The organism is Tolypothrix sp. PCC 7712 (assembly GCF_025860405.1).
Taxonomy (GTDB): domain Bacteria; phylum Cyanobacteriota; class Cyanobacteriia; order Cyanobacteriales; family Nostocaceae; genus Aulosira; species Aulosira diplosiphon.
This window is the reverse complement of sequence record NZ_CP063789.1, coordinates 20,872-34,747: the sequence shown is the minus strand read 5'-3', so window position 1 is coordinate 34,747 and position 13,876 is coordinate 20,872. Positions and strand designations below refer to the sequence as shown.

Here is a 13,876-nt window from a genome sequence, read left to right as displayed (position 1 = left end):
ATCATCTTGTTCGTAACCTAACTGTCTACAAGGTCACTTAGCATGTTGAGGCGAACAGGTGGCTTATTTGGAAGCTCAACGGTAATAATGAGACTGCCGCCCATCGCAGCAATGTAGTTTTGGAGAGTTGAAAGTAACATATCCGATTCTCTTTCTAGACGTGAAACGTTCGACTGTGGCATTTCCAAGTTTCTGGAAATTTCCGCCTGTGTCAATCCTGCGGCTTTTCGTAGCTCCTGCAAGGTGAGATATTCCATTTCTAATTCTTCCGCCCGCGCCTGTATGCGCTCCTTGCGGTCGTCCGGCAAATTATCCCATATACTTTGTAAGATTTTCCCTTTGGTCATTGCTCTTCCTCCTGTAACTGGTTCAAATGATTGTCAAAGCGTTTATCGGCCTTTTTGATCAGTTGCTTATAAAATCGTTTTTCACTCGTCCCAGATTTATCGCCAGCGACCAGCACAATGGCTTGACGCTGCGGATCGAAGGCAAAGGCCGCTCGCCACACACCGTTATCTGCTGTAAATCGCAGCTCTTTCATATTTGCGTGTTTAGAACCGTTAAGTGTGTCCACATGCGGTCTGCCCAGCAGCGGGCCGTACTTTTCCAGCAAGGCGATTTCGGCTAACAAAGCATCCTGCACCGCTTCAGAGAACTCCAAGAACTCCTGTGCAAATAAAGGATGCAATTCAACATTCCAGCACATTCTTATAACTTATCATATATGATATATATCTTCAATGATATTATGGTTCGTACTTGTTGGTGAGACCAGGATGCGAAAGCGCCAAGAAGGTATCTGAACTAACCGTAATACCTCTGCGTATAGAAATTGGTAGGAGACACCAAGAGTAAGTGGGAATCGTGACCGGGAGTGGTTGAATTTAGGCTGTAAAGGGTTAGATCGGGATAGGTGCATATCCCGATCTAAAACGGCTGGTATTGGTCGCTATTAGGGCTTGGCTCGGCACTTCCTTGTGTCTCTATGGGAGAAAGCATACTCAACATGGCGATCGCGCCGCGAATCTGGTCGGACTCCACTTCCAGATACCGTTGCAGTTGTTCCAGACTGCGATGCCCGCTGATTTCCTGAATGACCCGCAGTGGTACGCCATTGCGGTGCATGAGAGTCAGGGCGGTGCGTCGGCAGCTATGGGTCGAGGCCCCCTCGATGTCAACCTGTTCGCACCCCTTCCGGAAAATCAGCGCGGCATAGTCTTCATGCAAATGCCCCCGCCCCCAACGTCCCGGAAAGAGGTAGCCATCGTGGGAAGTCTTGGGTTTGTACAGTTTCAGGTGACGGCGCAAATCGTCCAGCACCGGGATAGTCCGGGTAGCCAGTTTACCCTTGGTGTTGCCTTTGCGGAAAATCAACTCTGGTCTCACCCGTCCCTTGCTGTCGTAAACATCCCTGATTTTCAAGGTGACACATTCTTTGACGCGGCAAGCTGTGTACAGCATCACCGCGCATAATGTGCGATCTCGCAGGCTTACAAGCCCCTCGGTGAAAAGGCGTTGGATTTCTTCCTGTTTTAAAACTTTAGCTTTGCCGTGCCGATCTATCTTCACCGCTGCCGCAATACAGTAACAACAGCTCATTATGGCAGAAGTGTTGTAGCAGTATCGTAGAGTTGTTACTGAGAGATAGAGCCGAGAGAAGTGCAGAACGTCCAAAAAACATTTTGCCGTTTGTTATTGCGCTTGCTGTCCACCACTTCTATAAATTAAGGCCTCATCATTGAGGGTTTTGCCGATTTAGTTGGATGGGTCTGGGGATAAGGGTTTGGCTACTAAAGCCCTAATTTTTCTCGAATGACTTTTTCATCTTTAAAACCTACCAGTATTGCTGTTCCATCTTTGACGAAAAGCGGACGTTTGAGCAGCATTTAGCAGTCTTAGAGATAACAGCAATACCTCTTGGTATGGTGGTTCTGGGGTCAAATGAGCAAGCGCGACCTGAACTACCAGGATTGCTCATCTGTACGAACCCACACCCAGAAAAGAGGTGCAACCGCGCAACAGTGGTGCGAAGTTACACCTTTCCAATCATGCTTGGCTTTCGAGTTTCATGTAAGACACGGCATCACAGAAGTTGCTTAGTTGTAACGACCTGCAATACTAATCGCTCAAACCTGCAATCAAGACATTTTCAAACCAGGATTAACTGCAACTATAATTACGCTTCAGCCAGGATTAATTGCAACTGAACCAGGATTAAATGCAACCAACCTGCAATCATCGGTTTCAACCAGGATTATTTGCAACTATAAATACTTCCATTTTTCTTGCGTTTTTAATCCACTCAAAGCGGCAACCCAGCCGCTAGCATTTGTTCCTGTAATTCACGCGATCGCGCTGGATCGAGTTGTCCGCGAAACAGCAATTTAATTTCAGCAGGTTTAGCATTAAACTGTTCCGCCAAGCCCCTCACGTCATAACCATGACGGGTTAAGGTGGGTTCTAAGTCATCAATTTGCTTAGATAAAACGGACTCAATAATCGCCGTAGTGATAGGTTTTTCCCCAAAGAGGTATGCAGCCTCGAATGCGAGTGTCAAATGTTGCTCGATTTGCAGAGGTGTCCTCAAGCGCATGGCAAGTAAATCAATGGCTTCCGCCGACAATATGTCACTTATTTGGGTATCTTCAACAATGCATTTAGATACTAACCATTCAATATATTCTCGCTGGCTACCAACAATACCCTCCAAGGAGAAGACCGTTGCCCGATACCCAATTTCTTCCATAGTGGGACGGCGTAAATCATTTTTCAATTTGGGATGACCAGCTAATACCACTGAAAGTGTGCCACCACCATCTTCAACTACCTCGATTAAACGTTTAAGTCCCGTTAAAGTGCTGTAGTGTAGGTCATGAGCCTCATCAACAAACAGTGCCACCGGCTTTTTACCTTTTCTAATCAGGTCGCGCAGTTCCCGTTCCCGTTTTTCGCCGTCTTTTGGGATTTTAATTTCCTTATCTGTGGATAAATCGTAGAATAAGGCAGCAATTAGTGTTGGTAGAGTCGCCCGATCTTTATCGACAGAAAGGGACTTTGAGACTAAAATCTTGCCTTCCTTCTCCAAAACCTCAAACAAACGTCGCAAGGTGGTTGTCTTGCCACAGCCAATAATTCCCGTGATAGCAACCAACTTCCCTGAATGAATTGCGACTTTAATATCCTTGAACATTTGCTTTTGGTGTTCCGTCTCGTAGTACCCAGCCTTGGGGAATTCCCTAACCAACCGAAAATGTTCCATAACTTCAGTGAGCATTGTGTTCCCCTCCTTTATTTGAGTGGAAATACTGCCGCACTCGTTCAATAATCACTTTTTTAGTCAAAGTCTCAGCTAGCAATGCATCAATAAATACCAACTGTTCAGTAGACAATTTAGCCAACGGTTTAGCCAGATAATCGGAAATCGCCCTTTTAGCAAACAGTACAGTGGGATAAGTAAATTCTTGGTATGGGTCGGGGTCATTAAAAGGTGTGATGGTTGGCGTAAGTTCCTTGTACTTATCCACCAGAAATTGTAGATCCGCGTTTTTGTCTAAAGCTGTCCGTGGCAAGCCCAACTTTTTAGCTAAATCGGCAATTTTATCTGCCCGTTCTTCGGTTTTAGTTTTCTTGTGTTTGCGATAGCGATGTAGTGGGATGGGCCCATCAACCGGGTAAAATGGCCCGTAGCGGCGATCGCTAAACTCAACGTATAGCTCGTTGTCAAATAAACCCCACCAAAGGACGACGGTTTCACCAGCCAAGTCTGGCTCTACCTCGTAAGCTACGCCCTCAATTGATACTCTGGCATCTGACCCAACCTTTCTACGTTGTGGTTCGCGGGCAAAGTTACAGAATCGCTCCCAACTACACATTGAACGTAAACCAGACTTTGGTATATTTCGCAACCAATCTTCTATCCGCGAATGCGGTTCTATGCGGTGTGGTTTGTCGTTGTAATGCAACAAATACTGGCGTAACCACAAGTTAGCTTCAACGTCGCTTTCGGGTTCGTGAAAGTGATACAGAGTCTCGTGAGCTTCTTTGACCGTCCGAAAAGGTCTTTCCACTTTGCCCTTGGAGCGAGCTGTTACCCTGCGACCATCTTTACCCGCAGGCATGTGGGTGACAAGATTGATTCTCAGGCAATCCATCACGTTTTGAAATACGTGGCTTTTAGCAATTGGTCCGTTGTCGGTGTAAATCATTTCTGGAATCCCATGAAAGGGAAATCCATCAGTTGTTTTCACCGTCATCGCATTAAATAAGAAACGCAATGCAGCTTCCACATCCTCCCCATAAACACAGTGGTATTCCTGGTAACATACACCGCTACGGTCATCAACAATGCTGTACAGCATCAGTAGTGGATTACCCTTACCCGGTTCCACCCATGATGGCTGTTTTACGTGTTTGAGATCGGATGGGCTGAGGTCGAAATGCCAACACTCGTTGCTGTATTCTGCTTGAAAACGCACCGCAGGCGGTTGCCTAGTCATACGTTCAGTGTCGTACCCCCAGGTTTTCAAATAATAATTGACAGTACTTCTAGTCAATGCGCCTTTAGGCGGTTGGACAAAACCATCAGGTGTCTCCATCCCAAATTCTTCCAACAGTTCAATCGCCCGTACTGTGGAGACATGTCGCCCTTTTTTGTTACTGGTACGGATTTTCATCGCCGCGATGACCTCGCAGTAACGTTCCATTTCTGAGAGTGAAAGCTTTCTGGGTGTCCCGCTATCTGAGCGGTTTATAGATTTTGGACGTGATGAATTACGCAACGCCCGATATAACGTATCAGTTGACACTCCATACAGTGCGGCTGTTTCTTCAATGAGAATTCGACGCTCTTGGCAACGACTAGGCAAACCGTCGAGGCGGTGGCGTAAATTGATGAGCGCCTCTGTCGGGATTTGCTTATGTACCATGTTAGGTATTTATCTCTGCAATGTAGTTGTAGAGCGTTGGTTTGGAAATTCCCATCAACTTACATATTTCAATAATGGTGTGTTGTTTTTCGGTATAAAGCTTTACTGCTAATTGACGTTTAGCTGGGTCAAGGGCTTTTGGTCTTCCTCCCTTGTGACCGCGCTTACGCGCTGCGATTAGTCCAGCAGTTGTGCGTTCGCGGATTAGGTTGCGTTCAAATTCCGCCAATGCGCCAAATAAATGGAAAATCAACCTACCACTGCTGTTTGTGGTAGTAATGGATTCTTGTAAACTAGAAAGCCCAATTCCTCGCTGGCCTAAAGTTTCCATCGTTTCAATCAGGTCTTTGAGCGACCTTCCCAAGCGGTCGAGCCGCCATACCACCAAAACATCACCAGTTCGTGCTACCTCCAATGCTAGAGTTAGTCCAGGTCTTGCTGCTTTTGCACCGCTTATACGGTCGGAGTAAATTTTCTCGCAACCAGCAAACTGCAAAGCATCCATTTGCAGGTTCAGATTTTGGTCATCTGTTGAAATTCGGGCATAGCCTATCAACATACTTTGAACCTCAACAAGTACATATACTCGTTACTTAACAGCGTATGTTGCCTTTGATATAATTACCGAGTTTCGTTACTAAACTTGATTCCGTTTCTGATTTGCAATCTGGGTGGTAATAACGGTTAAAAAAACGACCGTTTTCTTTACCTTTATAGTTGCAGATAATCCTGGCTGAAATTTAAATAATGCGTGTTTGTAAATTAGGGCGTTTTTTGAGAAAACCGTCAAACTACAGTTTGACTGGACTTTCGGTTAGTTGCAAATAATCCTGGTTGAAACCGATGATTGCAGGTTGGTTGCATTTAATCCTGGTTCAGTTGCAATTAATCCTGGCTGAAGCGTAATTATAGTTGCAGTTAATCCTGGTTTGAAAATGTCTTGATTGCAGGTTTGAGCGATTAGTATTGCAGGTCGTTACACTTAGTCTTCTTGAGAAAGAATCAAGTTTAATATATTCAACTCATTGGAAGTCAAAAGCTGCTTATCTGTGAATAACTTGTGCCTAATTTCGCCTAAACTATAGCTTCTAAAGACAACAAATGGAAATTCCCCGTACTGAGAGCCAATGGGCAAAATGTTGTCTACAGGAAACATACAACGGATATATTCAGCTAAAATATCTCGGAATGATTCTCCATCTGGCTCCTCTACACCCCTGGAAAAATAGTCTTTAATCGCTTCATTACTGGTAAATATAAATAGTGGAATTGCATAATACTGGTCAAAACGCTGACTATTTTGCTCAAACCACTGTGTCCGCCTCATTTGTTTTCCAAGTAAATTAACTAGCTCAATTGCTCCAAAACTTGCTGAACGCAAATTTTCTGGATAGGCTTGATTAGAATTAATAGAATATAACTTTTTTAAAAGTTCATTATTGGCATAAGGTTTGAGTTCTTGCTCTAGACGCATTTCATAGTTTTCTTGAAGTGCTTTATTAGCTAAAGAAACTACTAGCATACTGCCACTAATGTGGCTGGCTTCTACAGGGCCAAAGCTTAATAGCTGATCCAAACCACTACTTACCAACTTCACAAACTGGTCTGCAAAGGACTCTCGCATTGACAGATAAGAAAGGGTTTGTGTCGGCGGGGAATTATCTAAATCGCTCAAGATAATCTTTACACGACCTAACAGTTGCTCTAGACTCGTATAAACCTCTTTCAAGAGCTTGTCACTCCGACGACGAATATGCTCTTTTTTCAGTTCTTTGATTAAACCAGATATCTTACCCGTAAATGTTTCACCTGCTGCAAATACCGACTTTCCCCCAATAGGAATCATCATAAAATGGTCTTTACCTATCTGCCCAGACCCAGAAATTCTTGTCATGACAGATGTCTTGAAAATTAATAGAATATTCACAAGACTCAGCACACTTTCTTGTAAAGAAAGCTCCGGGTCATCAGCGTAATATACAGCCCGCTCTGATAAGTAAAGAATTAAATCTTTCTCCTCATTATCTAAGGTTTTGGTAATTCCATCTTCAAGGTAGTTACCGCGACCCCGGTAAATTACCTGAATAATTTCCATTAAGTTTTGCTCAATGGCAAAGCGAGGGATATCAACCAGAATATGTTTAGCTTTAGGAAATGATAACCCTCGACTAGCTGAGGCGGTCATAAAGACCACTTTTACCTCAGTATTACATTTTTGGATTTCTTCCTTTTCCTGCTCTGAAATATTAGCGTGAATTTCTAAGTAGTCCGTAAATAACTGAAAATTACGTCGATGTTTTTTTAGATATTCGGTCAATTCTTTTAATCTCTGCTTATCCTGGATATATACAATTAACTGTCCAGCTTCTGGGTTATCCAAGAAAGAATTAATATCCTCAGCAATCTCTGCTTGTACACGGTTAACTAAGCTATTGTTTTTCTCTAAAAAAGCTGAATTGCTAAATTTAAAAGAGTCTATAAATACTTTGTAAGTAATGTTTAAACTACGAGCGGGGTAAGAGTTAGAATTGATGACAGTTGCGCCTAAACCTTTAAACTTGAAAGTTTGTACTGAAAGGGGGGAGTCGTTATCTGAAGCTCGCCGATAAAAGATTTTGTCTGGTTCTGAAACTGTAGTAGAAAGATGCTGTTGAATGACATCTGGGTCAACAATAGAAGCATCAGCTACAATAATTTTGGTATTAAAGCCATATTGGGAATTAGTCAGCTCATATTGGCGAAGGATAGAACTGATGCGGTTTAAGAATTCTACACCGCTATGGTCTCCTGTAATCTCATCAACCATGATAAATATATGTTTAATGCGTTGAGAGATTTTCTTCATCTGGTCAGGAATGACTGAACCTTCACTTTGGTTATAGGCGTTCCTAAATATCTTCTCAAAATGGCGGAGAGTGTCTTGACCGTTACCCGTTTTTTTCAAAGATTGCAGCGAAATTGTTGCCACTATATTATTGGAAAGTTGACGGTCTATAATTGTGTAAATAGCTTCACAAATGCTATCTAAAACTCCTTTAGTTTGCTCACCAGCATCCTGAATTAAATCCTCCATTTTGCGCTGGAGTCTTTGAGAAGTAGAGAGACTGCGCTCAATAAGAGCCTGACCATCGATAAAATGAACAGCTTGTTCTGTAAAGTCCCCTTCTCGTAAATCAGAGAAATACTGCACAGTACAGTGTCCACCATTAGCTTGAATAATGTCTGCATTGGTATTGATGCAAAACAGTCCGTGATTCTCCAATGGTGCTGCAATGCTCCCGCCCAATGATTCTCCCGGTTGACTCTTAAACTTCTCAATTACGTCCTTGTTAACGTTTTTTCTGGGACTGACATAGAAGAACAAAAAGCCATCGTCGAGATGCTGTTTGAGAAATTCTACAATGGTTGTGGTTTTACCAATGCCAGGATTGCCAGTTAAGAAAAGATAAGGATTGTCATTAGTCAGGGCAGTTTTAATTAGTGCGGTGTGAGCCGAACGTAGGTCTAGACTACCACTCAGTCCGAGTTGAGCCATTAATTGAGGTGGCACTTCCCCGCTTGAGTTGAAAAACCCTGTTACTCGCTCCTGGTGAGTAACCAAAGTAGTTGTATCAGGTGGTACTGCTAAAAGAGAGTTTATAAATGTCTTGCCATTAACAAAACTCTCAGCTGCTTTCCTTTTGATGATTCTGAGAACTTGTTGACGAGCTTCGGCGATCGCTTGACCGCTTTGTTGCTGCTTATAAATGCGGTGGCAGGTATTTAAGATATCTAAATTTTTTTGATTTACTGACATGGCACTAACGCCCCGGTCAGTGTAACCCATAATGTTAAACATTACGGGGTCAGCTTCTTGGAGAAAAGAGTGCTGTCGTAAAAACTCATAGAAGCTATGAGCATAACTGGCGGCTTGGATTAATTTGACACTCTCTTTGTCCTTGCGTTTGAAAGCTGTGAAATAACGAGCAATCCCTTCAGAAAAGGTTAATCCAAGTTTTGTGGTGTCTGTTCCCGTATCAATACTAAGTCCAGAGAAAACACTTTTTGAGCGTAAATAACTAATTTCACTTAGCAGTAATTGCCGTATAACTTCTACATTATTTAAATCTTTAATATCTTCAGCTGACTTAATCGAGAACACTGATAAATCCACTGAGAGGATACGAAACTGTTTGCCGTTGTGCAGCAGCATTAAAGTATCAGCCCTAAGAAACTCTCCTTGCTGCTTATAGCGACCGATATCAACCTTGATATCTCCTAATTGTGACAGGATATCTCTAAAGACTTGTTCCTCACCCTTAACAAGAGTACCAAGGCTGTTGTCATCACAAAAGTTACACTGGTAGTATAAAATTTCCAGCTTTCGCTGTTTCCAACCTGTTGATTCCAGGTACTCCCTAAAGAAATTTAAGCCGGATAAAAACCCCTTTTGGAGAAAAAATATACTCCACTTAGCAATGATTTTACTATCACTATCATTAATTACATTAGCGCGATCAACTATACGTCGATGCAGTTGTGGAAACCGCAATGCTTGTAAGTCACATTGATATAAATCTCCGAATCGGTGATTCAATTGGTTTTGCTGAATATAAGCAAGGATGCCAACATTGAAGCCGATTTCAAATAATCTTCCTAAATCTTCCGCAATCATTTCTGCTCCTCTCCTTCTACATTCAAGGCACGTCTAACTTCAGTTAAAAACGCCAAAGAGTTAAAGCTTACGCTCCTAGTGGTGTGCTTGAAAACTGACAATTTACCAACTGCATCATCCCCAATTATGTTTTCGTAAGGATCGAGCTTAAAGCTAATGTTGCGATTCCTTCTAGGAACAGCTTCGTAGCGCGAAAAGTGAAATAAGGTTAGATATTGCAAGATATCATTTTTGATAGGATTGTTTTCGCGGTCATAAATTAGTCCCCTACGGATATCTTCATCATCTAGAATGTCATCATAGACATTTAGCAAGGTGGCGTAGGAAATTACCCCGTTGTAGTAACGCTCGTCATCTTGACCGACTTTAATTCCATTGAATAGATTGAAAAAGACAACAGCTTTCTTGCTGGGGTCTTCAACTAAGCCTGTTAGTTCAAGTGTGTCCTGGATGTACAGAGAACTAACAGTGCGCCCCAGATTTACTACATAATATTTATCAAAGAATACTGGGTATATTTTGATGTCATCTTTATCTCCCTTTAAAGCCTTGAGTACAGGTGTGGACATGAAAAATAGTGATTCATCTTCATCACTCTGAGTCATATTGAGAGTGCTAGAATATGGCGACTTGGCAATATACATAAAGTGCCGATAGCCCTCGCGGTATAATTTTTCAACTTCATCAATGACAATAGTAGGTCTTTGAAACATCTGCTGATGTTCATAGTTTGCTGCGAAGGTGTTGAGCGTTTCTAAGCGAACTGTGCCATCCTGTAGACGCTCTACTCCCACAACTTCTCCTAACAAGTTTGATATTCGTTCTCCACCTCGCCAACTGGCATCACTCTCACGGCTGGAGACTATAATAATTGCTAGTTTGTCTAGCTGGGTGTTGTAGGAAGAAGCGTTGAATTTAAATTTTTTGGGGAGTACAGAGTAAAGAGAACTTAGACCATTTTCAATTTTGTAAGGATTCAGGTTTTTGACACAGAATCCTTGAGTACTGGATTGATGTTCTTCGCTCAATAAGTGGGATAAAGTTTTAGAGAGCGAGCGCATAAATTCTTCTTCTGGTGTGGAGTTCTGCTTGGTATGCAGTTGCAACCGCACAATGGGAATAAACAGTTTATCTTTGACAGACTCAAGCAGTACTTTCAGGCAGATATAAATAAGCAGAGAAAAAGTAAAACGGTAAATAAACGCTTTGGGGGAGTCGGGATTGTTGAAAATTTGCTCTCGTAACTTTTTATGATTGTAGATGAATAAAATTGGTTTTTGATGTTTGAAAGAATTATTGTAGATGTTCTGACAGCTTGCTTCAGTAAGAGGAACCAAAAGAATTGGTAGTGCTTTAATATCTGTGATATCATACGCCATGCTAAATGTTTGGCGCTCATCAGTGGGGAAATAGCGAATATCTTCTACTGCAATACTGACAGAAAGATTGCAAAGGTAACTGCTATCAACATGAGGCTCCCTGATGGCAATATACTTTAGGGCTTCTCGTGACCTCTCACCAAAGACAGGCTTGAAAAATGTAGCATCAGTTAAAACGCGGTCTAAATCGCGCTCTAAAATGCCTCTTTTAACGCCGAGATAAAGCGGATACTCTCGTCTTTTTAGAATAGGCTTATCTTTGAGCAAATCCTTAAGTAACTGCCTGAGTTTTTCAATTTTTATTTTGACGTTAAATTTTTCAATTCCTTCCTTAATTTTGGCGAATATTTTCTTTTTAGCTTCTTCGTCAGAACCTTTGAGTACAGGTAATACCTGTTGCTCAAAGACCGAAACAGGTTCATAATTTAGCTCCGAATTTTCTTGGTAATTATCTGCTAAAGGATTACTCCTAGAAGCAAATATAAAATAGTATAAAAATATTATTTTTAATACTTTTTCTTTGAAATAATCACTTTTAAAAGAGTCCCCTAATCCCGCCTTATGTTCCTGACTTTCTGGGTCGATTAGGTTGAGGTAATAATCTAGTACAGAAAGTGGCTTGTCTCCGTAAGCTTGAACTGTACCGCCAAATTTTAGTTTGAAACCAAAAATAAACTGCTGCTCTCCTTTAGTATCATCTTTTGTTTCTCCTAAATACCCTTCGATTAAGGGAATAATGGGGAGAATATCTAAAGCTTCGGCACGAGAAAATAAGTCTCTGTAGTTGACTGACTTTCCAGCATAGTTTACTTGGTAATGACCATACCCTCGGTTGATATCATTGATATATTCTTCTAGTAATCGTAGCCGTCGAATCAAATCTTGAAGATATATTTTGCCATCTACACTATCGTTAACATTCTCCAAAATAAACTCTAAATACCTGATTTTCGCCTCTCGTTTGAGCATACCAATAGCTTCGGTATACATAACTCGTTTGAGCTTGTAAAAGTCAGATTTTTGATTTTTAATCAGTTCTTCTAGTGTGTCGCTTAATTCCTCTAAATCACTCTCAGTTTCTTCGCTAAATTCTTGTTGGATATAATTATCAAGACTGGAAGAAAGTTGAGAATCAAATCCCTTGACATCTTTAACTGTGATGATTAGTTTATGAAGTTTCAAGAGAGAATCACTGCCTGAACGGTGGCGCTGAAGACTGAGCCGCTGTTTTTGCAAACCTGTATACTCTCCGAAAGGATAAGTAAATCCCAGAGATGGCTTTGTACCTTGAAAAGACTGTAAATCTGTCAGTAATTGCGAAATCGCTGACTCTACTGTTTTGTTTGGTGGTAATGCGGCAATCAAGAGGTTTTGCAAACGATCGCGGATTAGTCTGATTTGCTCTGGGAAATTTTTACCTGTGCGCTCGCTAAGGTTGATAGTTGCACAACGAATCCCGCTAGCAGATGCCAAAGGGCTTTCCACTTGTGAATTAGCAACCAGATCGGCGATTTTGTCAATATTAATCCGCAATCGACTGTCATCAGGGGAGAACTGGAATGGGTTTTGACTGGGCAGCACTTCCAATATTTTGTTGAGTAAACTGCTGTAATCTAAGGGAGCTAAATGATTGTCACCTTCAGAAATAATATTCACCCTAATTTCTCCTACAAATGGTCGAGGTAGTGCGGGCTGTCCTTGCCCAATTGGTAGTGGTTATGTGTGCAGGACAAACGCATCTCAATTCTGGATGCCTTGCAGGGCAAGACTTCCAATGTTTATAACTGAAATTAATCTATGAGCCAAACCCTTGTTCAGTAAGTATTTCAATCAGGAGATGCGTTTGCTTGCTGCGTTATGCAAACATTATTTGTTAAAAGATTGAGAAATTATCTCCTTCCTCAATTGTTGAACCCACGTCACAATCTCTTTAACAAGTTCTTCTATTTTTTGGGTACTATCCACAGTAAAGTCAGCAATTGCTTGCAACACTGTTTGCACTTGTGCTTCTGTTGAGTGGGCCTCAAACTGCTGCCATTGTTCTCGGTGGGTTAACCCTCTCTCAATTAACCGCGCTTCGCGCGTTGAGTTGTTAACCGCTACAAAAACAAGGAGCAATTCCGAGGGTGCAACAAGCCGACGCAGTGTCGAGAGTATTTCAGCGTGACGGATGCCATCTACCACTAATGGTTGTCCTGGTTCCCAGTCCATTTGTGCCAAAACTGCTTTACAGAACTGTTCCATCCCTTGGTTAACAAGAGTTGCGCCAACAGTCTGCAATACTTCTCGTGATTCCCCTAGCCCTTGGTGCTGTGCTACAGTCCGAACGTAGTCCCCAAAACTGACACGTTGCCAGCCCAGAGATGAAGCTACCTCGATTGAAAGTGTTGACTTGCCACTGGCAATACTGCCAGCGAAGCCAAGAATAACTGGTTTCATGAAATTCCTAAATCGAGTTGTAGTTGACTAGAACTTTCGTGCAAGACCACCCAACCTCGGCGATCGCGTTTAACAAATTTGATGGGTTCTATGGATTTAACGTTTTGAATTCGCATTAAAGTAGCAAATGATGCCGCTTCACGTTGTTTCCAAAAATCAGGGTCTTGGGCACATATAGCAGTTGCAAAACCCTCTTTAATAGTTCGCCAAGATTCAGGCTCTAGCTGATAAAACCAAACATAGGAAACTTGGCATATTCCCACAATTGGCCCACTTGATTGCTTTAACAAAACAACGTCACCTTTTTCCACGCGGTTGTATGGAGCAAATTTGCGCGTAGAAAACCTTGACTCCACTGTTTTTTTACCATCAAGAATAAATTGAAGATACGGCTCTACTAAAATAGCCAAGTGAAGTGTAAAGGTCGGTGATTCAGACAATTGCAATGGCTTTAAGTAACCCTCCCAAAAAATATCACC

The 13,876-nt window shown here is 42.0% G+C and carries 11 protein-coding genes and 1 pseudogene; 1 reads left to right on the top strand and 11 read right to left on the bottom strand.

The window, feature by feature from the left end; translation table 11 throughout:
* Positions 1–17: 17 nt before the first annotated feature.
* From HGR01_RS39445 to HGR01_RS39430, 4 genes and pseudogenes are all read right to left on the bottom strand, one after another.
* Positions 18–347, bottom strand: coding sequence for an XRE family transcriptional regulator (locus tag HGR01_RS39445; protein WP_045874277.1), 330 nt, complete (start codon positions 345–347; stop codon positions 18–20).
* Positions 344–706 (bottom strand): type II toxin-antitoxin system RelE/ParE family toxin, encoded by a 363-nt coding sequence (locus HGR01_RS39440; RefSeq protein WP_045874278.1) that lies wholly within the window; start codon positions 704–706, stop codon positions 344–346. The genes HGR01_RS39445 and HGR01_RS39440 overlap by 4 nt, the downstream gene beginning before the upstream one ends.
* Positions 707–927: 221 nt before the next feature.
* Complete coding sequence (locus HGR01_RS39435; protein ID WP_071989483.1) at positions 928–1,569, bottom strand: tyrosine-type recombinase/integrase; 642 nt, start codon at positions 1,567–1,569, stop codon at positions 928–930.
* A 221-nt stretch (positions 1,570–1,790) separates the two neighbouring features.
* Positions 1,791–1,886: pseudogene (locus HGR01_RS39430) on the bottom strand (arsenate reductase); the annotation flags it as partial.
* 55 nt (positions 1,887–1,941) lie between these two features.
* On the opposite strand from HGR01_RS39430, the gene HGR01_RS39425 reads away from it, so the two are divergent.
* Positions 1,942–2,100, top strand: coding sequence for a hypothetical protein (locus tag HGR01_RS39425; RefSeq protein WP_194007727.1), 159 nt, complete (start codon positions 1,942–1,944; stop codon positions 2,098–2,100).
* A 202-nt stretch (positions 2,101–2,302) separates the two neighbouring features.
* Here the strand turns inward: HGR01_RS39425 and HGR01_RS39420 are convergent, their stop codons facing one another.
* The 7 genes from HGR01_RS39420 to HGR01_RS39390 all read right to left on the bottom strand — a co-directional run bounded on the left by HGR01_RS39420 (position 2,303) and on the right by HGR01_RS39390 (position 13,837).
* Positions 2,303–3,274 (bottom strand): ExeA family protein, encoded by a 972-nt coding sequence (locus tag HGR01_RS39420; protein ID WP_045874280.1) that lies wholly within the window; start codon positions 3,272–3,274, stop codon positions 2,303–2,305.
* Positions 3,264–4,910 carry a DDE-type integrase/transposase/recombinase gene (locus HGR01_RS39415; RefSeq protein WP_096622410.1) on the bottom strand — a complete coding sequence of 549 codons (1,647 nt, stop codon included), beginning with the start codon at positions 4,908–4,910 and terminating at the stop codon, positions 3,264–3,266. The genes HGR01_RS39420 and HGR01_RS39415 overlap by 11 nt, the downstream gene beginning before the upstream one ends.
* A gap of 16 nt (positions 4,911–4,926) precedes the next feature.
* Positions 4,927–5,484 carry a recombinase family protein gene (locus tag HGR01_RS39410; protein WP_045868549.1) on the bottom strand — a complete coding sequence of 186 codons (558 nt, stop codon included), beginning with the start codon at positions 5,482–5,484 and terminating at the stop codon, positions 4,927–4,929.
* A 423-nt stretch (positions 5,485–5,907) separates the two neighbouring features.
* Complete coding sequence (locus HGR01_RS39405; RefSeq protein ID WP_045874281.1) at positions 5,908–9,579, bottom strand: ATP-binding protein; 3,672 nt, start codon at positions 9,577–9,579, stop codon at positions 5,908–5,910.
* A complete protein-coding gene (locus HGR01_RS39400; protein ID WP_045874282.1) occupies positions 9,576–12,614 on the bottom strand; it encodes a hypothetical protein in 3,039 nt (1,012 codons plus the stop codon). Before HGR01_RS39400 ends, HGR01_RS39405 begins: the two co-directional genes overlap by 4 nt.
* 210 nt (positions 12,615–12,824) lie before the next feature.
* Entirely contained in the window at positions 12,825–13,397 is a 573-nt protein-coding gene (locus tag HGR01_RS39395; protein ID WP_045874283.1) for an AAA family ATPase, read from the bottom strand.
* Entirely contained in the window at positions 13,394–13,837 is a 444-nt protein-coding gene (locus tag HGR01_RS39390; RefSeq protein ID WP_045874321.1) for an ASCH domain-containing protein, read from the bottom strand. The genes HGR01_RS39395 and HGR01_RS39390 overlap by 4 nt, the downstream gene beginning before the upstream one ends.
* Positions 13,838–13,876 lie beyond the last annotated feature (39 nt).